25 protein-coding genes, 3 tRNA genes and 3 pseudogenes are annotated in these 24,284 nt (G+C 36.5%); 15 read left to right on the top strand and 16 right to left on the bottom strand.

Annotated features, from left to right (window positions below; genetic code table 11):
- Positions 1-59 precede the first annotated feature (59 nt).
- A complete protein-coding gene (locus tag ArsFIN_RS11295; RefSeq protein WP_026822731.1) occupies positions 60-1,424 on the top strand; it encodes an amino acid permease in 1,365 nt (454 codons plus the stop codon).
- Positions 1,425-1,480: 56 nt separating this feature from the next.
- Here ArsFIN_RS11295 and pagP read toward each other — a convergent pair whose 3' ends face one another.
- Positions 1,481-2,098, bottom strand: a complete 618-nt coding sequence (gene pagP, locus ArsFIN_RS11290; RefSeq protein WP_276324667.1) for a lipid IV(A) palmitoyltransferase PagP — start codon at positions 2,096-2,098, stop codon at positions 1,481-1,483.
- A gap of 496 nt (positions 2,099-2,594) precedes the next feature.
- Between pagP and ArsFIN_RS11285 the strand changes: the two genes are divergently transcribed.
- Both ArsFIN_RS11285 and ArsFIN_RS11280 read left to right on the top strand, forming a co-directional pair.
- Complete coding sequence (locus tag ArsFIN_RS11285) at positions 2,595-2,804, top strand: cold-shock protein (RefSeq protein WP_026822729.1); 210 nt, start codon at positions 2,595-2,597, stop codon at positions 2,802-2,804.
- A 497-nt stretch (positions 2,805-3,301) separates the two neighbouring features.
- Positions 3,302-3,598, top strand: coding sequence for a hypothetical protein (locus ArsFIN_RS11280; protein WP_026822728.1), 297 nt, complete (start codon positions 3,302-3,304; stop codon positions 3,596-3,598).
- A 155-nt stretch (positions 3,599-3,753) separates the two neighbouring features.
- Here the strand turns inward: ArsFIN_RS11280 and ArsFIN_RS11275 are convergent.
- The 4 genes and pseudogenes from ArsFIN_RS11275 to ArsFIN_RS28230 all read right to left on the bottom strand — a co-directional run.
- Positions 3,754-4,872 (bottom strand): annotated as a pseudogene (locus tag ArsFIN_RS11275) (IS91 family transposase); the annotation flags it as partial.
- Positions 4,873-4,938: 66 nt separating this feature from the next.
- A pseudogene (gene istB / locus ArsFIN_RS11270) lies at positions 4,939-5,701 on the bottom strand (IS21-like element helper ATPase IstB).
- Positions 5,688-6,728 carry an IS21 family transposase gene (istA, locus tag ArsFIN_RS11265; protein ID WP_135677651.1) on the bottom strand — a complete coding sequence of 347 codons (1,041 nt, stop codon included), beginning with the start codon at positions 6,726-6,728 and terminating at the stop codon, positions 5,688-5,690. The pseudogene istB and the gene istA overlap by 14 nt, the downstream one beginning before the upstream one ends.
- A 46-nt stretch (positions 6,729-6,774) precedes the next feature.
- The gene (locus ArsFIN_RS28230) at positions 6,775-6,903 is read right to left on the bottom strand and encodes a hypothetical protein (protein WP_276489383.1); all 129 of its coding nucleotides are present in this window, start codon (positions 6,901-6,903) and stop codon (positions 6,775-6,777) included.
- A 458-nt stretch (positions 6,904-7,361) separates the two neighbouring features.
- Here ArsFIN_RS28230 and ArsFIN_RS11260 point away from each other — a divergent pair, with 458 nt between their 5' ends.
- The 10 genes and pseudogenes from ArsFIN_RS11260 (at position 7,362) to ArsFIN_RS11215 (ending at position 14,960) form a co-directional block, all read left to right on the top strand.
- A complete protein-coding gene (locus ArsFIN_RS11260) occupies positions 7,362-7,568 on the top strand; it encodes a hypothetical protein (protein WP_026823702.1) in 207 nt (68 codons plus the stop codon).
- A gap of 1,065 nt (positions 7,569-8,633) precedes the next feature.
- Positions 8,634-10,093, top strand: a pseudogene (dtpA, locus tag ArsFIN_RS11255) (dipeptide/tripeptide permease DtpA).
- 304 nt (positions 10,094-10,397) lie between these two features.
- Positions 10,398-10,793, top strand: coding sequence for a GFA family protein (locus tag ArsFIN_RS11250; protein ID WP_026823703.1), 396 nt, complete (start codon positions 10,398-10,400; stop codon positions 10,791-10,793).
- A 90-nt stretch (positions 10,794-10,883) separates the two neighbouring features.
- Complete coding sequence (locus tag ArsFIN_RS11245) at positions 10,884-11,291, top strand: phosphate-starvation-inducible PsiE family protein (protein ID WP_026823704.1); 408 nt, start codon at positions 10,884-10,886, stop codon at positions 11,289-11,291.
- A gap of 182 nt (positions 11,292-11,473) precedes the next feature.
- Positions 11,474-12,130, top strand: coding sequence for a LuxR C-terminal-related transcriptional regulator (locus ArsFIN_RS11240; RefSeq protein ID WP_026823705.1), 657 nt, complete (start codon positions 11,474-11,476; stop codon positions 12,128-12,130).
- Entirely contained in the window at positions 12,123-13,955 is a 1,833-nt protein-coding gene (gene uvrC, locus ArsFIN_RS11235) for an excinuclease ABC subunit UvrC (RefSeq protein ID WP_026823706.1), read from the top strand. Before ArsFIN_RS11240 ends, uvrC begins: the two co-directional genes overlap by 8 nt.
- 53 nt (positions 13,956-14,008) lie before the next feature.
- Positions 14,009-14,557, top strand: coding sequence for a CDP-diacylglycerol--glycerol-3-phosphate 3-phosphatidyltransferase (gene pgsA, locus ArsFIN_RS11230; RefSeq protein ID WP_026823707.1), 549 nt, complete (start codon positions 14,009-14,011; stop codon positions 14,555-14,557).
- Positions 14,558-14,684: 127 nt separating this feature from the next.
- Positions 14,685-14,760, top strand: a tRNA-Gly gene (locus ArsFIN_RS11225).
- Between the two features lie 32 nt (positions 14,761-14,792).
- Positions 14,793-14,866, top strand: a tRNA-Cys gene (locus ArsFIN_RS11220).
- A gap of 7 nt (positions 14,867-14,873) precedes the next feature.
- Positions 14,874-14,960, top strand: a tRNA-Leu gene (locus ArsFIN_RS11215).
- A 141-nt stretch (positions 14,961-15,101) separates the two neighbouring features.
- On the opposite strand, the gene ArsFIN_RS11210 is transcribed toward ArsFIN_RS11215, so the two are convergent.
- The 11 genes from ArsFIN_RS11210 to ArsFIN_RS11165 all read right to left on the bottom strand — a co-directional run bounded on the left by ArsFIN_RS11210 (position 15,102) and on the right by ArsFIN_RS11165 (position 23,373).
- The gene (locus tag ArsFIN_RS11210; RefSeq protein WP_026823708.1) at positions 15,102-16,118 is read right to left on the bottom strand and encodes a tyrosine-type recombinase/integrase; all 1,017 of its coding nucleotides are present in this window, start codon (positions 16,116-16,118) and stop codon (positions 15,102-15,104) included.
- 2 nt (positions 16,119-16,120) lie between these two features.
- Positions 16,121-16,339, bottom strand: coding sequence for a DUF4224 domain-containing protein (locus ArsFIN_RS11205; protein ID WP_338023276.1), 219 nt, complete (start codon positions 16,337-16,339; stop codon positions 16,121-16,123).
- A 150-nt stretch (positions 16,340-16,489) separates the two neighbouring features.
- The gene (locus ArsFIN_RS11200; protein WP_034250100.1) at positions 16,490-16,735 is read right to left on the bottom strand and encodes a hypothetical protein; all 246 of its coding nucleotides are present in this window, start codon (positions 16,733-16,735) and stop codon (positions 16,490-16,492) included.
- 22 nt (positions 16,736-16,757) lie between these two features.
- Positions 16,758-16,934: a hypothetical protein gene (locus ArsFIN_RS26355; RefSeq protein WP_167876688.1), complete on the bottom strand. Its 177-nt coding sequence runs from the start codon at positions 16,932-16,934 to the stop codon at positions 16,758-16,760.
- Positions 16,935-17,145: 211 nt separating this feature from the next.
- Positions 17,146-18,570, bottom strand: coding sequence for a DEAD/DEAH box helicase (locus ArsFIN_RS11195; RefSeq protein ID WP_246067200.1), 1,425 nt, complete (start codon positions 18,568-18,570; stop codon positions 17,146-17,148).
- Positions 18,542-19,327 (bottom strand): antA/AntB antirepressor family protein, encoded by a 786-nt coding sequence (locus tag ArsFIN_RS27495; RefSeq protein WP_246067198.1) that lies wholly within the window; start codon positions 19,325-19,327, stop codon positions 18,542-18,544. The genes ArsFIN_RS11195 and ArsFIN_RS27495 overlap by 29 nt, the downstream gene beginning before the upstream one ends.
- 65 nt (positions 19,328-19,392) lie before the next feature.
- A complete protein-coding gene (locus ArsFIN_RS11185; protein WP_135677732.1) occupies positions 19,393-20,169 on the bottom strand; it encodes a BRO-N domain-containing protein in 777 nt (258 codons plus the stop codon).
- A 291-nt stretch (positions 20,170-20,460) separates the two neighbouring features.
- A complete protein-coding gene (locus ArsFIN_RS11180; protein WP_135677731.1) occupies positions 20,461-20,742 on the bottom strand; it encodes a PDDEXK family nuclease in 282 nt (93 codons plus the stop codon).
- Positions 20,733-20,954 carry an ANR family transcriptional regulator gene (locus ArsFIN_RS11175; protein ID WP_135677730.1) on the bottom strand — a complete coding sequence of 74 codons (222 nt, stop codon included), beginning with the start codon at positions 20,952-20,954 and terminating at the stop codon, positions 20,733-20,735. The genes ArsFIN_RS11180 and ArsFIN_RS11175 overlap by 10 nt, the downstream gene beginning before the upstream one ends.
- 26 nt (positions 20,955-20,980) lie before the next feature.
- A complete protein-coding gene (locus tag ArsFIN_RS11170; protein WP_135677729.1) occupies positions 20,981-21,262 on the bottom strand; it encodes a hypothetical protein in 282 nt (93 codons plus the stop codon).
- A 47-nt stretch (positions 21,263-21,309) separates the two neighbouring features.
- Complete coding sequence (locus ArsFIN_RS11165; RefSeq protein WP_135677728.1) at positions 21,310-23,373, bottom strand: DNA polymerase; 2,064 nt, start codon at positions 23,371-23,373, stop codon at positions 21,310-21,312.
- Between the two features lie 175 nt (positions 23,374-23,548).
- Between ArsFIN_RS11165 and ArsFIN_RS26350 the strand changes: the two genes are divergently transcribed.
- Together ArsFIN_RS26350 and ArsFIN_RS11160 are read left to right on the top strand one after the other, a co-directional pair.
- On the top strand, positions 23,549-23,719 hold the full coding sequence (locus ArsFIN_RS26350; protein ID WP_155847046.1) for a hypothetical protein: 171 nt from the start codon (positions 23,549-23,551) through the stop codon (positions 23,717-23,719).
- Positions 23,697-24,221 carry a helix-turn-helix transcriptional regulator gene (locus ArsFIN_RS11160; protein ID WP_135677727.1) on the top strand — a complete coding sequence of 175 codons (525 nt, stop codon included), beginning with the start codon at positions 23,697-23,699 and terminating at the stop codon, positions 24,219-24,221. The genes ArsFIN_RS26350 and ArsFIN_RS11160 overlap by 23 nt, the downstream gene beginning before the upstream one ends.
- Positions 24,222-24,284 lie beyond the last annotated feature (63 nt).

Genomic DNA, 24,284 nt, shown 5'->3' with positions numbered 1-24,284 from the left:
TAGTTAAGGTTTGCATTGATAAAAATATTAGGAAATTAGAATAAAATGAAGGTTTAATTATGGCGGAACAAGTTGGGCAAACGCTTAAGCGCGGGTTGAAAAACAGACATATCCAATTGATTGCACTTGGTGGTGCGGTTGGAACAGGACTTTTTTTAGGAATTGCACAAACTATAAATATGGCGGGGCCATCTGTTTTATTGGGTTATGCAATAGGTGGATTTATTGCTTTCTTAATTATGCGCCAATTAGGAGAGATGATTGTTGAAGAACCTGTTGCTGGTTCTTTTAGTCACTTTGCTTATAAATATTGGGGCTCTTTTGCTGGTTTTTTATCTGGCTGGAACTATTGGGCAATGTTTATTTTAGTTGGTATGGCTGAACTAACCGCAGCAGGTATTTATGTTCAATATTGGTGGGATATTCCAACCTGGATTTCAGCCGCATTCTTTTTTATAGTCATTAATCTAATCAATCTTACAAATGTACGTTTATATGGTGAAACAGAATTTTGGTTTGCAATTATCAAGGTGTTAGCAATTATTGCAATGATTATTTTCGGTTGCTATCTGCTAATTAGTGGAAAAGGAGGCCCACAAGCATCGGTATCAAATCTTTGGCAATATGGGGGATTCTTTCCCAATGGCATTTCAGGATTGATAATGGCAATGGCTGTTATTATGTTTTCTTTTGGTGGACTAGAGCTGGTTGGCATAACAGCCGCGGAAGCGGAAAATCCGACACAAAGTATTCCTAAAGCGACTAATCAAGTCGTTTATCGTATTTTAATTTTTTATATTGGTTCGTTATTTGTGTTGCTCTCATTGTATCCTTGGATAAATGTAGTCAGTGGTGAAAGCCCGTTTGTACTTATTTTTCATGATATTGGCGATAAATTTGTTTCTAATTCTTTGAATATTGTTGTTTTAATAGCGGCATTATCAGTTTATAACAGTGGAGTATATAGTAATAGCCGTATGCTTTATGGTTTAGCAAAGCAAGGTAACGCACCACATCTGTTGAATACAGTGACTAAGCGTGGCGTGCCTATTGTATCGATTGCTATTTCAGCTTTAGCAACATCAGGCGGTATTTTAATCAATTATTTATTAGATGGTAAAGCGCTAGAATTACTAATGTCGTTAGTTGTGACAACTTTGGTAATCAACTGGGTTATGATTTGTATCTCTAATTTAAAATTTAGGGCGGTAAAAATAAAAGAAGGTGTTGAACCTAAATTCAAAGCATTATGGTATCCATTTGGTAATTATCTCTGTTTAGTTTTTTTATTTCTTATTTTACTTATTATTTTAATGACTGATGGAATTCGTATTTCAGTTATTCTTATGCCATTTTGGGTTATGTTTTTATGGATGGGATTTTTATTCACAAAAATTAGAAAAGAAAATAAATCTAATTGGTAAAATAATAACCGGTAGCCTTGGTTTATACCAGGGTATTAGTCTTGAATCTAAAAAGTTTATTTCCATTGCCAGCGTAGCCAAGCAAAAAGCACATTACCGTTATTGTATGTTCCAGGTACATATGTTGCTTGGATTGATAATTGCTTATATTCTATAGAAGCAATAGGAAGTGGTAATGGTATCGCTAGATACCAATATTCATTTCTAGCAGTGATGCTTAGCGTAAAACCTGCTCCTAGACGAAATTCATCAAAATTACTTGGCCGCCAAATTTTTTGAAATCCATATCCAACTATAGGTTGTACTTTATTATGGGAATCAGCAAAAGCCATTGCATAGATAGAATGCCAATTACTATTTTGATCAAAGTGGCATTTACCAATACCTAATCCCCAAGGCGTTTCATTATAGCCGGAAATTTTTTTATTATCATAAGTTAATCGGTTATGCCAAATTAAAAAAGGCAAATAAATTTCATAATGATAAGAATTCCATATCTTATTAATATTATAAGTAAACCTTTCTCCTAAGGAGAAAGGTTTACTACTTCTTGTATCAATGTGGTTAGCTGAATTAGATATCGCTATTATATAAGTTGGAAATATGCAGCAGGAAACTAATATACCAACAAAAACAATATTAATAAATCGTTTTTGATTGATTCTAAAATCCAATATTCAGTTATTACGTAACAAATATTCATATCCCTCCAATATGGTTAGAAATATAGAATTAATTTGATATTATTAAATTTTTTTATTTTAGTATTATAACTAATAATAAAGAAAAAATGAAAATAGTAAAGTAATGCACTCAACATTAAGAATAAAATTAATTATTATAGGTTTATATAACAAGTTTATGAATATAATTTCAATTTCTAAATTTGAGAATGCATAATGTATAAGCTATTAAAACTATTGAATTTGCAATTGAAATAGCTAAGGTTGCATACGCATTTTTTATTGTAATTTTTTTATTTTCTTGATAGAAAGTAGTGAAAAAGGTTTTTCACTGTTAATTTTTTAAAGTAACTAATCGCTCTGAGATATAAAATAATTTGCTATTGTAAATAAAGTATGTAATAGCACAAATATAAGTAGTAATAATATATTGTTTAATATCTGTTGTGTTATTCAAAAATTAATTGATAGTATTAAAGGACAAAAAATGACAAAGATCACTGGTACAGTAAAGTGGTTTAATGAAACAAAAGGTTTTGGTTTTATTACACCGGAAGGTGGTGGTAAAGATGTATTTGTTCATTATACTGCTATTGATGTTAATGGTTTTAAAACATTGACAGTAGGTCAGAAGGTTGAATTTGACATTCAAGAAGGCAGTAAGGGTTCCGCTGCTAATAATGTAACAATTATTTGATTATTATTAAAAATGATAAGTTATGAATTACTTAATGGTAAGATAATTTATTTTATTGGCAATATTGATGATTTAACTCATCCTGAATATAACAGGATGAGTTTTATAGATAATAATAAATTAAATTTTTATTATATTATATAGTTATTATTGTTATAATGCGATATTTTATAAAATACAACTATATTTAAATAAAAAAGATTTAATGAATGTTTTTTTAATACTAATTGGATTAAATTAGTAATTCGTAACTTTTTTTGTCGTTATGTTAAATTTCCCCTTGAAATTATGTTATTAAAAAGAAAAGCCAAGGCTATAATTAGTAGTAAATAAGATAAAAAATAGTTATCATATGAAGATAATCTTAATTCGATATCAAGTATTTACTATAACTCATGCGAATAAAATTAACTTGAGCAAAATAAAAAGCAATCTTTGTTAATTGAGTGTAAAAATAATGCTGGTCATTAAAATAAAATTGGAGTTTTAACTATTTTATGAAGAAATTTTTAGGGTTTTTACTTATAATACAAGTTTTATTTACCTCAGCGTGCTCTGATGAGAAGTCTAAGATTGAAGAATACAAGAATAATTTTGCTAAGTATTGTACAAGTTCTGCAAGAGGAAGTGAAGGTAATATAAGTTTTATCACTAATGTATGTAATTGTGCGTTTGATAAAATAGTTAAAAAATATGGCATAAATAAGTTTATACAATTAGATAACCAATTGAAAGATAATGGTTATACACCGCCAGAAGTTGAGCAAAATATGGTACGAATTGTTGAGTCTTGATGGTTAGGAATCTCAATCAATACAGTAAGGCATTAATGGAGGTGTTTTGAACTTAATATTTCTATTAAATTCTGACAGTTTTCTCGTTGATTAACCATGAGAACAGTAATTCGGTTAAATTATCATCTAAAAGCCTAATAATAGGCACACTGCTCCTAGGCTGCGGTTTGTAACCATCGTTTTTTGACCATTTTATCCCGCCTTTCTGACAGTAAAGTGACGGCGTGTATTCCTTTTTCCGCACTCATAAACCGCAATCGGTTTCCACATAAAATACATTGGTACGGGTCAGTATTTAAAAAACCTTTGATAAGGGCCCCAAACCCAGGTTTTTCAGGCACATTAGGAGATATCATGTCTAACGCCTCATACACCTTCGGTAATAAGCACCCGCGTTTGCGATTGGCTAAAAAACCGTAATAACGGATCATCTTAAAATGTCGCGCAGGGATATGACTGACATAACGCCGTATCATTTCTTCTTGGGATAAGGTCTGTCGTCTGTATTGTTGGCTGTGGTGGTCATAGTAATGATGAACCACGGTGCCGCCGCTGTAGTGTTTCAATTGAGAAGCGGAGATAGGGGGACGTTTAAGATAACGGCCCAGATATTTCACATTATGCCAGGCCCCGCGTGTCTTTTTGGCAAAATGTACTTTCCAATAACGTTGAAACTGGGCATTGAGGTAACGACACCAGGTCTGATAATTGCGAATGTGCCCGAAGCCAGGCAATTTATTGGGTTGTAACTGAAAATAGTTATCCCTAAGGAGTCGAATGACCGCACTGCGCCAGACCTTTTCAACGTCTTTCTTTTTAAAGAAAATCGGTTTCCAGGTGTCATATTGAGTGAGTCCCCCACGCGTGACGGATAAATGAATATGCGGATGTTGATTGAGTTGGCGACCGTAAGTATGCAGCGCACAAAAAATGCCAATTTCGAGGCCTTGGCGCTTGGCGTGTTTGAGCATGGCGCGGGTTGCACAGCGAAAGAGTTGGTTGAGCAAGTACCAGTTATTGTTAAAAAAAGGCCAAAGTAGGTGAGGCATAGTGAGGGTAATATGTTGCCATTCGCAATCCGGCAAAATATGGCGCTGCTGGGCAATCCACTGTTCGGTGCCTTTGAGGCCACACGCACTGCAGGCTTTGGATTTACAGGTTTGACAAAAGAAGCGTGAATGAGAGCATTCAGGTGAAGAACAGCAATAACGGCGAACGCCCATAGCGCAGGTGCTGCAGGCGAGCATCTTTTCGACAGAGAGTAGTTGCCATTGTCAACGATCACCGAAAACTGATCCACTTTTTATCTAAATCCGATCAATCAAAATTGATCCACTGTTTTACTCAGTTATTGCTCCTGAGCGCCGCTTATCTTTCAATCGGTAGCTTTCACCGCTTAATTGCAGTACATGCGAATGATGAAGTAAACGATCAAGCATAGCGGCAGTTAATGTTGCGTCATCAGCAAAAGCACTTGGCCATTGCCCAAATGATAGGTTACTCGTCAATATGACACTGCCATGCTCATAACGCTTGGCAATCACATTGAAAAACAGGTTTGCTTCTTCTCGCCCAAACGGCAGGTATCCAATCTCATCGATAATCAACAACTTCGGGGCCATCACCGAACGTGATAGATATTGTTTGAGCTTATTTTGTCGTTTGGCAGTTGAGAGTTGCAACATCAGTTCAGCTGCCGTGGTAAAGCGGGTTTTTCTTCTTGGCCTGTACTGCTTTTAATCCTAACCCAATAGCTAAATGCGTTTTGCCTACACCGCTTGGGCCAAGCAACACGACATTTTCATTACGTTCAATAAACGTTAATGCGCTTAATTCCTGTATGTGTTGTTTGGGGATCCCCGTTGCAAACTTAAAATCGAACGTATTAAGTTCTTTATGTGCTGGGAATCCTGCCATCCGACTCAAAAGATTACGAGTTCGTTCATCTCGTTGTTGTTGCTCACATTTTAACAGGGACAGTAAAAACTCTCCGTAGCTTTTGTCTTGGGCAATGCATTTTTCGGCAAGTGATGACCAATGAGTCGGAATAGAATTTAATTTCAATGACTCACACAGGTGTTCAATTTGTTCATGCAATAACATGTTCACCTCCCAGTAATGCTTCGTATACGCTGATTGAGTGTTGCAAACTGACAGATTCAAGGGGCGGTACGATAGGGATATTAAGCGTATTAGTCTGTGGGATAGATTGGCAAACCCTTGCTGGTAAGGGTAGAAGAGACTTAACTTCCTTAGCTAATCTATCTGCTGGCTTCTCTAACGTTGTTCCATGAATTCGCTGATGGGCAACGCGTTGTAACCATGGACCCACTTTTGCATTAGCTATTTCAATATCCAGTTCAAGATTATGAGCACGAAGGTCGGTGTTTAATGGCACGATAAAGCTGTTTTTTAAATAGTGGTTAAAGCGCTCTACTTTCCCTTTCGTTTTTGCCCTGTAGGGCTTGCAAGCCTTCAATTTAAACCCGTAATCTTTCGACATTTGAAGCATTTCGACATGTAATTTATGCTCACCTTCTGCATAAGCATCCCGTTCGATGATGAGGGATTTTGCGTTATCACACAATACTTCCTGTGGTACACCACCAAAGTAGTCGAAAGCTTCTCTTAAACCTTGCTGCCACGATTCTGCTCGTTCATTATCAAAGAACTTTACATAACTCGCACGCGAATAGCCTAGCGTTGCAACAAACGCTTTCAGCGATTTTTTACCTCGCCGGATGCTGGTGAAGTCGATTTGCATTTGTTGACCTGGCTGTGTTTCAAAACGGACGACTACTTCGGGAACAATGCTTGGTTTAAATTGACAAACAAATCGGCGTAATTGAGCAATACCACCTTGATAGCCGTTTTCAACTACCTCATCAAATAAGACTGTTGCAGGGATCCAATCAGGTTTAGCCAGTTCAATTCGCTGAAGCAAATAAGGTTTAAAGGGGGATAATTTAGTCGGTTGTTGACTTCTTTTAGCATAAGTTGGCATTGTCTGTTGTTGTAAATGATGTTTTACGGTGTTACGGGATATACCCAACTCACTGGCAATTTTTCGAAGGCTTTGTCCTTGTGCAAAGCGAACATGAATATCCACAAATATCTCCTTGGTTAACATAAATTATCCGTACAAAAATGTGCGAATAATACCAAGTGGATCAGTTTTAGATGATCGTTAGTGGATCAGTTTTGCATGATCGGTGACACCATTCATCCACGTAATTATTTTCGATGAAAAGGTTCCATCCGTCATCGTATTGAAATAGCAGTTTTGCAGGTCTGGGGATGTACATAGAGCAGAGTATAAAAGACGAGAAGGGAATTGCCTAGAAATAGAGCGCCTTTGCCGCGATGCTCACGCCAAAGGCGTGCTTATGTTCTTTGGCAGAATTAAAGAAAAACTCTTATTAATTTTGAATATTAGCGCTGTTATTGTTATTCAAATTAATCGGCGCTTTTTTAAAAATTAAGTTACATATAAAAATTTAAGGCATTAAACTAATTCTAATTATTTTGGAACTTAAATTTATGTTAAATGAGTAATTTTAAAGTTTTGCAAATACGAGTTAGCCAAATTATTATTTTTCAGCCAGATTTAAATAAATATATCATATTAAATAAATTGTTTTTGTTTTGTTAATTTTTATTTGCAAAAAAGTATATCTGTATTTTTTTTTAAATAAAATTTTTAAAATTGAAATTTATAGCTTATGCTTATAATTAATAAATTAACTAAAGTGGATAATCATTTATGATGAAGCGTAATGAAAGCCTAGAATATACATTAGAGTCAATGGCTTATGATCTTGCTATCCAAATAGTTTCCAAATCATCATATTCGTGCAATTCTAATGATCTTTTAGCAGAATTGGCTGGAATATTGCCAATGTGTATAGAAATAATTAAATTTCAGCAAGAAAGCATAAAGCACAAAAGTGAAAAAATTTTGCAAAAATAATTAATTGTTTTGCATAAAATGATATATTTATATAAAATATAAATTGATTTAATAATTTCTGTCTAATAATAAAATTTTAATGTTGAGTACTAATTGTTTTGAATTTATAGTACTTTTATTACTTTATTTTACTTCTAATGTATATTTTTTTGTTGCAATAAAATAAATTGATAATTTAAATATTAGTAATATATATTCATCTAATATATGATTTTATTTTTTATAAAATAGGTAATTGTTAATATTAACACTATATTTTATATTGTACTTAGTTAGTAACACCATTTTATAATTAATACTCATCTAATTTAAAAAATTATTTAAGAACATTTAAGTATACTATTATTTAGTTTAAAAATAAAATTTAACTACTATTGAGTGTATGTTTTTTAAGTAGTATGATATGCAACTTATACTGATTTGTGTTTATTAAATACGATATTTTTCATTCATTCTTATATAATCAGATATTTATTATAAATTTTTTAGCAATTACATTATTATTTTATGAATTGTTGAAAAATAATGAAGTTGATTTTTTTAACTATTATATTCAAATTGATCAATGCATTGTCTTCAATAAAATAACATGCTTACAAAATATAAGCTTATCATTATATAATTTAAATTTTTTAACATAAAATTTAATACCTAATGGAAACTAAAATATTAGTTGATAGTCATATTTCTGCTAAATTTTACCTATTCTTATACTTTAATAATAATTAATTCTTTATTTTTTATGCATAAATGGCGTATATTGCTATTTATGCTTCGTTTGCTTATGTAGGAGTTAGATGTTGAAAACAGAATATGAAGCGTATTCAATAGTCTTAACTTATTGAAATATTTGCTATATTAGTTTTCATCCCGCGTTGTTAAAAGCATGAAAACAGCGTGTTATAAATGATGATGATCGCATGATTATGTAGTAATTGACAAACTAACCGTGATCACTCGTTGGGATTGTTTAGCTTTTATTTGATATTTAATTTATAACTGCAAAGTACACGGTGATGATTCATGCATGTGCATATAAACGTATTGGCTGTATAGAGGTAACTTGTGTCCACAACGAATAATACCAAGAATATCAGTTTGAATGCTTTCAAACAACCACGTTCTTTTTATCTCATTTTTTCAATTGAGCTATGGGAAAGATTTGGCTTCAGTGGTTTACAGGGGATTTTAACGATTTATTTAACTCAAATGTTAGGAATGTCCGAAGCTCAATCTTTTTATTTTCTGCTTTCACTGCATTAGTTTATGGTTTTGTTGCAATTGGTGGATGGTTAGGTGATAAGGTATTAGGCACTAAAAGGGTTATTATATTAGGTGCTATCGTACTTATTGTCGGTTATGCTTTTATTGCTTATTCTAGTCACGATGTTTTATTAGTGTATCTGGGGTTAGCAACTATTGCAGTTGGTAATGGTTTATTTAAGGCAAATCCTTCTTCGTTACTTTCCACTTGTTATGATAAAAATGATCAACGTCTCGACGGTGCATTTACAATGTACTACATGGCTGTCAATATCGGTTCATTCTTTTCTATGTTAGCCACACCCTGGTTGGCAAAGCATTATGGTTGGGATATTGCATTTTCACTGAGTGTGATTGGTTTGATTATTACTTTAGTTAATTTTTTATTATGCAAAAATTGGGTTAAAGATTATGGCTCTAAACCTGATTTTCAATCGATAGAATTGTCTAAATATTTATTTACTATTATCGGTATAGTGGCACTGATTATACTTTCTAATTGGTTATTGCATAATATGGCTGTGGCAAGAGCCGCCCTAGCAATCATTTCATGTTTTATTATAATTGTTTTTGTTAAGGAAACTATTGCATTAAAAGGTGCAGCTCGTCGAAAAATGATTGTGGCATTTATTTTAATGATAGAGGCAGTTGTATTTTTTGTACTATATAGCCAGATGCCAACGTCATTAAATTTCTTTGCTATACATAATGTCGAACATAATATTTTGGGTATTAGTATTGAGCCAGCGCAATACCAAGCTTTGAATCCACTTTGGATCATGCTTTCTAGCCCGATTCTTGCATCAATATATAATAAGATGGGTGATAATTTACCAATGCCCCATAAATTTGCCATCGGAATGGTACTTTGTTCGACAGCATTTCTTATATTACCCCTAGGTGCTAAATTTGCTAATGAAGCAGGTATTGTTTCTGTTAATTGGTTAGTACTGTCTTATGGATTACAAAGTATTGGAGAATTGATGATTTCTGGCTTGGGACTAGCAATGGTCGCGCAGCTAGTACCTCAACGTTTGATGGGATTTATTATGGGTTCATGGTTTTTAACCAGCTCAGCCGCTGCTTTTATTGCAGGTTTTATTGCTTCTATGACAGCAACGCCTCAAGGGGAATCACTAAGCCCTTTAATATCATTAGGCATATATAGTGATGTTTTCATGAAGATAGGCATAGTAACAGCAGTTATTGCATTAATTATGTTGCTCACAGCGCCGTTACTTAATCGCATGACACAAGTATAAATTAGATATTTTATATAGAGAAAGCTATTGAAAATATGTTCAATAGCTTTCTATTATTATAATTTCAGATAATTGATTGTTTTTGCGTTATCATATCAATTTAGACAGAAATTTTTGGAAAGTAAGTATTAGTTCTATTAAGTAATTCTCTGGTAAAAAATTAACATTTTTGTGTTAGTTAATCAACATAATAACGAGCCTGATCACATATATATTATTCAAACCTTTTGGTTAAAAAATAGTTATTGATTTTAAAAAATTGCTATGTTTTTATTTGTTTTTCAATAATAAAAAGGTCATGTTTATGCAGTATGAGGGTCAATGTTTATATGGACGAGTTATATTAAAAACAGAGCAAACTTGTTATGAAATTACAGCCTGCCATTGTCTGATGTATCAAAAATGGAATGGCTATCTGTTAATGCGTTTTATTATTGAGCGTGGTTTATCAATTGAAGATAAAACTAATGTAAGTTATTGTCACTTTTTTGCATGGCTAGTGCAAAAATTTTGTAATAAATGTTCGCATTTTTTTTCTAAGATGTTTAACCCTCAAAGTCATTATATTAGTGTGACTTTATTTGAACAGAGTCAAATTGCTTTTCTAGTTACTCAGTTTTATATTGGTTGTAATCCTATGTATTATAAGCTTATTGAAGAGAAGGCCTTGTTTACACAACAACATATTCTTAATACTTAAAAATAAATTAAACCAGTTTTTGTTAGATTTATAATTCTATAATCATGAGTATCTTGGTAAAATTTTGGTTGATGGTATTGAGGAGATTCAATGAAAATAACTAAATATAATATCAATATATCTAGGTTGCGTCATTATATTTTGAATTTTAGCTCGCTAATCTTAGCAATATTGCTGGTATTCTTTTTAGCAAGTAAAACTTACCTGTTAACATTATTATTTAGTATTAATTTAGCACCTCCATCTTACTATTTACTTGAAAATATCTTTACTTGTATTTTTTATTTTCCATTTATTACATTAATGATTAAATATTTTCAATCAAAGAATTATTTTCCTTTACGTTATTTTATTTATATTGGTATTACAACTATTATCTATTTGATTATTATTTTTTATAAATCTGCTACCGATATTATTATTTATAATGAAGCGATCTTGTTATTGGTTTTAGCTTTATATTTTACCAATACAGAAAAAATAAAATACAAACCATAACATAAAGTTATGTTTAATGTTGTTTTATATCAAAGATAAATAGTATCTAGCATAATTAATAATACGTTTATTTTATTAACTTTCTATTTTAAGTTATAAAATATAGTGGTTATCTAGCATAAATAAATTCATATATAAAAGATAATGATATTTTTATTACTTATTAGAAGAGGGAGATTTCTTTGATCAGTCTTTTATTAGTCGAAGATAATGAGTTTATTCGATTGGGAATGCAGTCTATTTTTGATAAAACAAAAGGTATGAAAATAGCTGGGCATGTTGTCTCTTTGAATCAAGCCATCCAATGGTGCCGAAAACATACGGCGGAAATTATTTTATTAAATGGGAGAACAAGTGATTATGAGTTAATTAAAAAATTACAAAGTTTGATTAGGATGATCCCTGATATAGGCATAATTATGTATTCTACTGAAAAGAAAAATATCTATTTAATGAAGGCGCTAGAAGCTGGAGCACGAGGTATACTGAGTGTGAAGGCAAAAGAGAGTGATTTACTGCATGCCATTCGTGTCGTCAAGTTAAAGCAAAAATATTTGTCGCCTGATATTGCGCAATGGCTTGTATTACATCAATTAGAGACAGAAATGAGTAACCCTTTAAACCTTTTATCTGATCGTGAATTACAAATTATGCTTATGGTAACGCGTGGTGTACCCGTTGGCGAGATAGCAAAACAGCTCAATTTAAATACAAAAACAATAAATAGCTACAGATATAGAATGTTTAGTAAACTAAAAGTTCGTAGTGATGTAGAATTAACTCATATAGCTATAACAAATGGATTGATTCAAACAGAGAGTTTTTATTATAGTGCCTGAATTATTTGATCCGAAAGTATTTTTGCAAACAGTAACTAGTCAACCGGGTGTGTATCGTATGTATGATACATCTGGGGTAGTGATTTATGTTGGTAAAGCGAAGGATTTAAAAAAACGCTTAGCGAGTTATTTTAGAGGGCAAGTAACGAGCCGTAAAACGGAACAACTGGTTAAAAATATTGCTCAAATTGATATTACCGTAACACATACAGAAACAGAGGCTTTATTACTTGAGCATAATTATATTAAACTTTACCAACCTCGGTATAATGTTTTACTAAGGGATGATAAATCTTATCCTTATATTTTTTTAAGCGCAGATAAACATCCACGTTTGGCTATGCATCGTGGTGCTATGAAGGCAAAGGGTGACTATTTTGGCCCATTTCCTAGTGTTAATGCCGTCAGAGAAACGCTGGCTTTATTACAAAAGCTTTTTCCACTGCGTCAGTGTGAAGATAGTGTCTATCGAAACCGATCCAGACCATGCCTTCAATATCAAATTAATCGCTGTCTTGGCCCCTGTGTTAGCGGGCTGGTTACTGATGAAGAATATTATCAACAAGTAGAATATGTTCGTTTATTCTTATCGGGTAAGGATCAGCAGGTTCTCAATCAATTAATCCAAAATATGGAGCAGGCTAGTCAAACGCTTAAATTTGAAAATGCAGCACGTTATCGTGATCAAATACAAGCAGTTAGAGCGGTAACTGAGCAACAATTCGTCTCTGGTAATACGCAAGATCTTGACGCTATTAGTGTTGCTTATCACTTAGGCATTGCATGTGTTCAGGTACTTTTTATTCGACAAGGAAAAGTCCTTGGTAGTCGTAGTTATTATCCAAAGATCCCAGCAAATACCCAATTAAGCGAAGTCGTGCAAACCTTTTTAGGTCAATTTTATTTACAGGGTAGTGAAATTCGCTCTTTACCTGCAGAAATATTGTTAGATTTTTTATTACCAGAAAAAGCGCTATTTACTGATTTATTAACTAAAATAGCGGGACGTAAAATTAACATTCAAGTGCGACCAAGAGGAATAAAAGCTAAATATTTAAAACTGGCTCGTACTAATGCAGCGACAGCATTGGCAACAAAAGTTGCACAACAATCTACTATTCACCAAAGAATGGAGGCATTAGCTGACTTGCTAGGAATCGAAAAAATTTATCGAATGGAATGTTTTGATATTAGTCATACTTCGGGACAGCAAACTGTAGCATCTTGTGTTGTTTTTGATAGTAATGGGCCATTACGTTCGGAATATCGTCGTTATAATATAATTGATATTACGCCTGGTGATGACTATGCTGCTATGTATCAAGTTTTAACGAGACGTTATGGGAAACATGTAGATGAAAGTAAAGTGCCGGATGTTATTTTTATTGATGGCGGCAAGGGACAACTGGCTCAAGCAATTGGTGTATTCCAGGCATTAAATGTCGATTGGGACATTACACGACCTAAATTGATAGGCGTTGCTAAAGGACATGATCGCAAAGCCGGCTTAGAAACATTATTTTTTAAACCTGATGGTGAAGGCCTTTCGTTACCGCCTGATTCACCGGCGCTACACTTAATACAAAATATTCGTGATGAATCACATAATCACGCGATTACCGGACATCGTCAGCGTAGGGCGAAAGTTAGAAACACCAGTACCTTAGAGTCTATTGAAGGTGTAGGTCCTAAACGTCGGCAGATGCTACTTAAATATATGGGGGGCTTACAAGCTCTGCGTAATGCGAGCATTGATGAAATCGCAAAAGTGCCAACGATTTCATATGCACTAGCAGAAAAAATTCATAATGCGTTGAAGCAATAAGCTTAGTGGAATTGTATATATATTTTATTTTGGCCAGACATTTATAGAGCATGATGCAATTAAATATCCCAACTTGGTTAACACTTTTTCGTATCATATTGATTCCGTTTTTTGTGTTATTTTTTTATCTTCCTTTTCATTGGGCGCCTTTTGTTTGTGCGTTTCTTTTTGTTGTTGCGGCGTTGACCGACTGGTTTGATGGTTTTCTTGCCAGACTCTGGCAGCAAACAACTAAATTTGGTGCATTTTTAGATCCTGTTGCTGATAAAATTATGGTAGTAACGGCATTAGTATTGGTGACCGAATATTATCATACTTGGTGGATTACATTACCAACAGTGACGATGATTGCGCGTGAGATTATTATTTCTTCATTACGGGAATGGATGGCTGAAGTGGGCAAACGTAGTTGTGTGGCTGTTTCTTGGATTGGAAAATTTAAAACAGCTGCCCAGATGGGCTCATTAGTAGGATTGCTGTGGCATCCTAATATCCAAATTGAGGTAATTGCTATTCTATTACTTTATTTTGCGGCTGCTTTAACGTTTTGGTCTATGTTTCAATATTTATCTGCCGCATGGAAAAATTTGAATGAAGCTTGATCGAAATGATTGAAAAAACAGCGAACGAACCGAATTAATAAATAATAGTATTGACTCAATACAGGAAACAAGTAGAATGCAGCGCATCAAACGATGCTAGGTTTAACTAACTAAGCATAGTAAGAATGCGGGAATAGCTCAGTTGGTAGAGCACGACCTTGCCAAGGTCGGGGTCGCGAGTTCGAGTCTCGTTTCCCGCTCCAAATCGGCCCTACAAATAAGCTAGATTAAGTAGGGCGCGTTGGCAGAGTGGCCATGCAGCGGATTGCAAATCCGTCTACCTCGGTTCGACTCCGGGACGCGCCTCCAGAATTTAGCCCAGGTGGTGAAATCGGTAGACACAAGGGATTTAAAATCCCTCGGCCTTAAGGCTGTGCGGGTTCAAGTCCCGCCCTGGGCACCATGAAATTTTCCATTTATTATCAATAAGTTAGTAAGTAAAAGGTTAGTCGCTTAAGACCAAATTTTTGTGACCAAGATCACCTTTCAGAACATCTTCAGAAGATGCTTTCAGAAGATAAATTAAGTTAATTTAAATATTTATTCATTTCTTCTGATTACCTACGACCGGCACGACTTCTATTTTTCTGTCATATCTGGCAGTCTGCCCAATATTTTTATGACCCGAAATAGCCTGCTTCTCTTGTAAAGTTCCATCTAAATCAGATATACCTTTTGCTTTTAAATCATGAAAGGTAAAATTGAAATCCAATTCAGGGTATTTTTTAGCGGCTTCTTCTTTAGCTTTTAACCATCTACTATTAAAGCCATCTCTGGTATATAGTTTCCCGTTTGCTTGATGTAAAACGTATAAGCTATTAACACCTTCTTTTAACGGTAATTGTTTAGCTAATTTTATAGTTTTAGTTAATCTTTCAGACCAACCTTTTATCTGGCTTTTGCCTGTTTTTCCTTGTTTGATATAAATTCCTGCTTCCATGAGTTGATCTTTGCGTAATGCTAAAATATCTCCTTGCCGAGCACAGCAAAGATATGCTAGTTCCATGGCGATCTGAACAATCAACGGTGAAATAGAATATAATGCGTGATACTCTGTATCTGTAACATAACGATCACGGGCTATTTCTTTGTATTGTTTAACGCCTTTACACGGATTATTTTTTACTAATCCTCGTTCATATCCCCATCGAAATACTCTGGACATAAACGATTTTTCTCTGTTGGCCTGTGTTCTACTCTTTAATCCTCTTTTATCCATATATTTTCTAATATGTTCAGGTTTAATATTATCCGGATTCATTTTGCCAAAAACAGGAATAACTTTTTTGGAATATTTTTGATAGTCATTCTGTGTGTCTTTCGATAATTCGATAAAATCTGCTGAACATAGAAACTGATTAATCAGCGATTCATAATTAAAAATATGTTTTTCGTCATTAACGTATTGTTCATAGTGACTCCAAACAACAGATTTATCTGCATTTAGAGCACATAAACGAATTGTACGACCATTTGGATGTTTAAACTCGTATGCAGATCTCCCACGAAATACACGTGGGGGCATCCAATTATCAGCAGGATTTTTTCGTTTTCCAGACATAACTATATAGCTCCGAAATTTGGTTTCTCAGCAAAATTAATATCAAATTTTTTTGAAGAGGGGTTATTGAAATGCTCCCATGTCGTTTTGGGGCGACCATCAGGCCTCTTAATAAAAAATATTCCCGCTTCTTCCAAAACTTTGCATTGTTTGGATGGTTTTTGGTAACCTGTTAGTTCTTTCATCTGTTCATCTGTAATAAACATAGAATTATTATTCACGTTTATGTCCTCATTGAAAAACTCACAATGTAATTTTCCCTAGTGTTGGCTAGCCTTGTGCTGGTCTTTTTTAATAGCTAAACGTTCACCTTTCGGTATGGCTAATTTAAGTGGGATAAATTCAGGGGGGATAATAACTATTCGCGCTAACTATTTCTTCAATGTGTCGAGGAATACCCCCAAATAAACCATAAGAGCTGGCACTAGCATGATGCCAATAACCAGTAGCTCTTGTCCGCCTAATTGAATATTGCCTAATTCGCCACGTTTAAACCTGATTTGTGGGTCAATGACGGTATCGGCGTGCGCAATGTGACCAACTATCAGTTCGAAAGCAAATGCTGCACTGATAAACAATAATGTCGTGATTAATAGTTTGATGATGTTAAGTTTCATGGTTGAACCTTTTAAAATTGGCTTATTTCTTAACGCAAATCGCTTTGGCGTTGATATCCGTGAACGTTTCAAATTCCTGCTCAAACTGTTTAGCGGCGAATTGGCACATATTTTCAGTGTCAAATTCCTGAGTATGAACACTTGCAAAGTTACTCGATGCATAAGGGCTGGCGTACATGGCTAAAATTAAAATCCACATGGTGAGTTCTCCGTTGTTAATGAGAATAGTAATGCTAATGATAACTATTTGATATTAATATATAAATTTTTGTAAATTTAAGGTTAATTCTTTATTTCTCTTCTATGCTTATTGCAGATGATAATTTTTATTCCTTTCACGTTTTTTCGTGATTAAACTCATTTTCTCCTGGTTTAAGTCGTCGCCAACTTGTTTGAGTTGGCATTTTTTTTTATTTCCTTCTCATCGCTTCCAGTAATAAATCCTGTATTGCCCGTTTTGAATTACGGCGCGCCATCACCACTTCATCGAGGGTATCTTTAGCGACGATATGGTGGACAAAGACAGGACGATTATGTCCAGCTTGCGCTTGACGGGTGGGGCCGATACGCTCGATAATTTGCTGGTATTGCTCCAAGTCCCACCAGTGGGAGAAAAAGACCAGAATATTACCGCCGTCCTGTAAATTTAAGCCGTGTCCACAGCTTGCAGGGTGGGCAAAAAGCAGCGGGATTTTGCCATTATTCCAGTCGGTGAGGGTTTGTGGGTTAGCGTCTAACATTTTGCCTTTTGGAAATGCTTTTAACAGTCTTTCAAGGTCATGTTTCCAGTGGTAAGCAACCAGTACAGGCATTCCTCCGGCTTCATTGACAATACTTTCCAGCGCCTGGATTTTGGCATCGTGTATTTCTGTCCAGTTGTGATTGTCATCGCTATAAATAGCGCCTGCTGCAATTTGCAAACATTTTATTGTTTTGGCAGCAGTATTTAACGCTTCGATAGCGCTATCGCCCAACTCAAGAAACAGTTCTTTTTCCATCGCCTGATAGTGCGCTCGTGCTTTTACAGGTAACGTAATGTTGATAACGTTGTGTATCGGCTCTTCGATATCAAACCAGTCAGCGGCGTTAAGGGATAAGGTGACATCGCTAAGCGCTAACTGAATTTGTAGATTAGCAAATCCTAAAGGCTCAAATCTGCTCCACTGTTGCCCAGGAAACTGGATACGATTAAACCAGCGGGACGTAAACGCACTATGCGTTCTGCCTAGCCTTTCGCCCTGGTCAACAAACCACGCTTGCCCCCATAAGTCCATCAGGCCATTGGGTGAAGGCGTGCCTGTTAGGTTTACCCATCGATGAACCGATTTATGGGCGATTTTGGCAAGGGCTGCGGTGCGTTTACCCCCTTTGCGTAGCCGGAATGATTTTAACCGAGTGCTCTCATCGGCAATAATCGTACCAAAAGGCCAATTTTCTCCGAGGATGTCAACCAGCCAGACGAGATTGTCATAATTGATAGTAAATACGCTGGCATGGGTATTTTTGAGTGCTGCCATTCGTGATTTGGCAGTGCCAATGATGGGTTGCACTTCGATATTATGGAGGTGGTTCCATTTAAGCACTTCATCCGGCCAGGTGGATTGGGCTACCCGTAAAGGGGCTAATACCAATGTGGTTTTGGTTTCACTGCCTGCAAGATAGAGATTTTCTAACGCCGTCAGCGTTGCTGCTGTTTTACCCATTCCCATTCCCGCCCAGACATTTGAGCGTTTGATATCGAGTAGGTGATTGATAATGAGATTTTGGTAAGGGCGAGGGGTGAAGGTTTTAGCGATTGTCTTTTGTTCAGGCGACAATCTGGATAGTTTTGTCATGGGTATGTAATCCGTTCCAGTTCTTTTTCATAGGGAGTTTGTCAGCCAAATACTGGTCATAAAGTCGCTGTGCGCCTTTTCTAAGTAAAACAGGACGATAACTAATGAAGCTATTCGCACCATGAGGGCTTATTTCGTTTTGTTTTTCGGTTAAATATTTATCCCGAGCGGTAGCGGCAACACGCCAGCGTAAATTGTTGCCGGATTTACTTTCGTTATAGAGCCAGTTTTTCGCGGCAAGATAATGATTTATCTGTTGACTGTTTACCCCGTTAAGCATTTTGCTAAACTGGGTAGGGGTCATGCCTTCTTTGAAGAGATTTTTAAGACAATCGTTTTCTGTTGAGAGGCTTTTGTTTTCCAGTAATAACTGTTCTTTCTCTTCCTCGGCACGAACAACCATGAGAGCGAGTTCTTTTGCTGTTGGTAGCAATGTTTGAGGTTGTAAAACACGTCGTTCACATTCAATAAAATACTGCCTTGCCTGTTTTCCTTTTTCATTACGCTCAACCATGGATAGCTCTTTCGCCATGTCGAGGGAAATTGCGTATTCTATAGACGGCCTACCTTTTGCGGTTTTTTCCGCGAAAGTCACGAAGTCCTCATTCGCAAGGAATCCATACTTTTCAATGCGATCTTTTATCCAATCTTTAAAATGGTTTTTTACCCCTAAGAATGCATGTAGATCACGAGCATTAACCGTTTGGATTAATCCACCGTTAATGTTTTTTGTTTCGATGTTGATTAAATTTGACATAAGGATATTCCTCAATAATGAAATTGATGAAAGATTGCCCCTATAAAAAGGGGCGTTAAGATTAATTAGTGACGTTCTAAGAAATGGGTCAATTCACCTTCGTACCACTGATCGGTGCGAGCGGTGATTATCCCGATTTGTTGATGGTGGAATTGTTCAAAAAGCTGCTTTATTTCCGCTAAAACAGTATCGATATTTTCACGCTTACGTAAAAGTCGTTTGATAACTTGCTTTTCAGCCTCATTGATAATTTGGCGTAGTGACTCGGTAATATAGTAAATGCGTCTGCATTCGTCAGCCATTAACGGTATATGCTCCACCTGAAAACGCTCCGGTGATGGTGTGCCAGTTACTTCGCGTAACGCTAGCCACACCGCATTACTCCATGAACGCTCAAATCGAAAGCCATTTGTCATACACCAAACTAAATGCGTCAGATTACGGGTGTCTGAATGGCTAAAACGTTCTGCGGCTTTTGGTTGATATTTTGAGGTAAAGTTACTGGTCTGATTAACTGTTTGTTTATCGAGAATATCCAGCACCCATTTTCTGAATTCTTTTGCTACTGGCGTATTAGCGAACATGGCGATCAGATGTGCGCCTCTTAGGGAGAAAATTCGTACCGTTTTTTCACGTAAGCTATTGTTTATTCCATTGAACGTCAAATTGACGGTCATTGACATGCCAGGTGTAAATTCGTCTTTATTGCGATCATAAATTCTTGTAACAGAGTCGATGCGTGAGTATTCCAATGCTTTAGAAAGCACGCTAGATGTAAACCAGATCTGCCCATTACGAGAGATGGTTTCAAGAATAGTGTTACGGAAAATTAAAGTATTCATAGTAATGATTACCTTGTTAGTTAAGAGGATAATCACCACCTTTGAGGTCAATCTTGGGTGGCGAACTGGACGAGGTTGACCTTACCGGCTAACAAGGACCCGGCGAGCCTTACGGCTCCCCCATCCAGCCCACCATTGATTCTTGATATGGCAGACTGACGCATAAAAAAACACGCTATCGGCGTGCTATGCGCCTTGTTAGTTACAACGAGAGGTCAATCCCGACATCTGATTTTGCAGATGCAAATAAACTATAGCGCATGATTTCTTCTTTCGTCAATAAGTTAATTTTTAACTGATAGCGGGTAAAATGCTGCTTAGATCCTGACTGTCCAGTACGATGACCTGATGGCCCAGGGCAAAAAGCCTTGCGTGTTCGCGCAATTGATAGGGGGTAGGTTTTTCGCCCGGTGCTTTGCACTCCACAAAAATAATCTTGCCATTGGGCAGGGCGACTAATCGGTCAGGCACGCCTCGTCGTCCGGGGGAAAGAAACTTATAGGCAATGCCGCCGATTTTTTGCACTTCACGCACCAAATGTTTTTCGATACTCTCTTCCCTGATTAACCGCATGAATACATCCTTTTAATATTTTCCCGTTTTATTTGCATTAAGCAAAAATCGGCGCGGTTCTCACTCCAGATACGGTTATTGCGATTGCGTGCCAATCGGTTTGCCTGTGCCCATGCGCGTGCGGCTTCATGGTATTGCCCTGACTGCTCAAGGTGTACCGCGTCCTGTGCAGCCTTAAAATAAAGGGGGCTGTCGTTTTTTCTAAAGGCCATGATGACTCCAAAAAATAAACTTCTTCCTAGTCGGCGGAAAGGGTATCGCTCTTAGGTGGCGAATAGTGGGGTAAATGTGTTTTAAGTATTTTTTCAATAACCGAGGTTGCTGAGGGGTTACCTTGTAGTTGAATGGTATTATTGCGGTACAGGTTAATATACACCCCACAGGCTAATTCATAGCATATAAAATTCCCTTTCATTTTTGGCATAATTTTGCCTAATCCGCATTTTTCTAGAAAACTGGAAAACGTAGCTATCTGGTAAGGGTATTTTTTCAGCGGTAATATATTTAGTTGGTCTTGCATAGTGGATAAACCTTATTGTTTCCCTGTTAATCGTGACGAATACTTTTTTATTCTTTTCGATAGCGATAAGTCTCAAACCCCGCTGCACTAAGCGGTAAATCAAAAGCCCAGTCAGGCCTGGCACTTAACAGTGCGCTTAACCCCTCAGCGGAAAATTGTGGGGTATCGGGCGCTTCGCTGATAATCTCATCGTGGACGGTTAGGACAATCTCATAACCCGCCTTTTCAATAGGCGGCATGTTATAGGCTAATACATCGCGTGCAGCGGCCTGACAGATATTTTCTGTAATTTTCCCCCCGTAGGTTTTTAGCCTTTCCCATTTACGGCTGTAGGGGTTAGTCCCCGTGTAGGTAATTTGTCCATTCTCTATTCGCGCAGAAGGGTAGCAAAGACTACGACCTGATGGTAAACAAATCCTGAGCCAGCCTTTATCGCGACGAACGCTAAGTTTACGGCACTTAAACACTATCCCTGGTGACTGAATGGCCTGTTTTACTGCCTTTTCAATATCGTACCAGAATGATACGGTTTGTGGATGGGCATTGCGCCACATGCGCTTAAGGGAATCGCAGGTAACAAAGACTTTTTCGCTGAGGCCATAAGTTTTATCTGTTTCAACAGATTTTTGATACCAGCTTATTGCCTCTCGCTTAACGTTATGCGGTATATTAGGTAATGCGGCTTCCGCCAGTTCATCTAAATTCAGACCGTAGGCAAGGGCGAATGTCAGAAATGCCGCAACCCCACCGCCATAGCCTAAGCCGAGTTCCATCACCTTACCGATTTGTCGTTGAGCTTTAGTGACGTTTTTAGGTAATAGATTAAACGCGCGCGCATAGGCGAGTTTATAGAGGTCATCACCTTTACCGTTATCGAACTCGCTAAAAGCCTTGACTTTCCAGTTTTCGCCCGCCAGCCATGCCAACATGCGACCTTCAATATTGGATAAATCGGAGATAACCAGTTTTTTACCCGGTGGGGCAATAATACATCCTCTAAGCGCAGAACTGGTCAGTTGCATAATGTCATCACAAATCAGCTCGGCGCAACCCGCTTTTAACGCTTCAACCCCCTCATCAATGGTTTTTTGGTCAAGCGTGGGTCTGGGGAGATTATCCGGTTGAAAAATCCGCCCCGCCCATCGTCCAGTACGTGAAGCGCCACAAAACTGTTTGGTTCCTCGAAGTCGTCCATCTGTACTCACCGATTTCAACAGCGCTTTATATTTACTGGTGCTGGTTGTGCACGATTGCAGACGGACTGACAGCAGTTCACGTAAAGCCCGTGGAATATCAGGGTCATTAACGCGTCGCTGTAGCGTGCTGGCTTGCATATCCGGTAATGTGATGCCAAATGACGCGGTGATATGCTGTAGCAGAGCATCGCGTTGGGTCGCAGCCTGTACAGCGTTACCTGTTAATTGCTGTGTGACGGTTGATAACCGTTTCTGCTCGCTTTCAACCGCGGTCAAAGCGCTTTTCGCCAGTTCAACATCCATACACATCCCCCGGAGATTAATTCTTTGGTCTAACTGCCATAACGTTGTTTCATTAAAATTCATATTCCAACGCGGTAAATGTTGATAAATCTCGCGCATTGCTAAAATATCTGAACCTGCGTAGGTTTTAAAACGCAGCCATTCTTCGAAATGTGTTAACGCCGTGGCGCGTTGTATTTTGCTGTTTTTAGGGCGTGGTTTGCAAAATAACTGTATGAGCGCTTTACCTTCTTTATCTTTGGTTTTATCGCTGTTGACGTTGAAGATATCGCAAAGCGAACCAAGCGCACCGGGTAAGCCATGTGCCAGTGCTTGTACCAGGGTGTCGTGAACGCGAGATAAGGGTAAGTCAATATTTAACGCGTGTTTTAAAATTACCGTATCAAACATCCCGCCGTTATGCCAGACGGTTAAAATTTCAGGGTCATCGAGGTAGGCTTTTAAATCCTTTGGCATCGTTTTATCTTGCGTCACATCCCAAACCTTTACGGGTTCATGATTGTACGCATACGCAAAAAGTAATATTTCTGCATTTTCAGCATAGCGATGTGTGCCACAATTAATCGGAATATCGCTGTAGGTTTCTAAATCGCAAAACAGTAAATTTTGCATGTAAAAATGCCTCAATAATGAAATTGATGGATGATTACCCTTTATGAAGTGTGTCAGTTCACCTTCGTACCCGTGGTTGTCAGTACACGAGATTATTTAATAAAAAAGCGGTATTTATTTTTCTTTTTTTTATTAAGAAACTAAGCTTAAAAATAAAATTGTAACAAGGATATTTATGAAAACTCGCGATGTACTAACAAGTCATTTGATTTCGTTTATGGAGAAACAGGAAGATATTTGGGATATTAAAGATAAAGATTCCCGCATTATCTATGCCAATAAAGCAGTCTTTAGCACTTCTTGTTTACCGATGAACTTCAGTATTGAAGGAAAAAAAAATTGCTGAGTGTCCTATATCATGGTGTGAATATGCGGACACAGTTCATGCACATGAACAAATTGTTATTCAATCTGATAAGCCAATATTTATTATTAACACACACTTCACAGCGAAAAAGCAAGTGGTGCAATCTTTTATTATTGAAAAAAGACCCTATTACAATCAGAATAAAATTGCAGGTACTATTTGTCATGGAAGAAAAATACCATCGAGATTACTATCAGAACATTTCTTTAAGAACCCAGCGACACCTTCTTTTTTAACAAATCACCCACCGAATAATTTATTTACGACTAAAGAACTGAATGTACTCTTTTTCGCGATGAAGCTATTCACTAACCAAGAAATCGCATTGCGATTAGGTACCTATTGTTGTGTTGTAGAGCAAATAATACAACAGATATATAGAAAGATTGACATTTACTCACGAAAGCAACTAAGAGATTATGGTATAGCTGAAGGGTTTGATAATTACTTCCCACCGTATTTATTAAAAGGACTGTTATAAAAAAAAATATTGCGGGATGTTAGATTAATTATAGAGCTGTGGACTCTTAATCCATCGGTCGTA

Origin of the sequence: Arsenophonus nasoniae, assembly GCF_004768525.1 — a bacterium.
GTDB lineage: Bacteria > Pseudomonadota > Gammaproteobacteria > Enterobacterales > Enterobacteriaceae > Arsenophonus > Arsenophonus nasoniae.
Note: the sequence above shows the minus strand (reverse complement) of the source record. Positions and strands in the feature narration are given on the sequence as shown.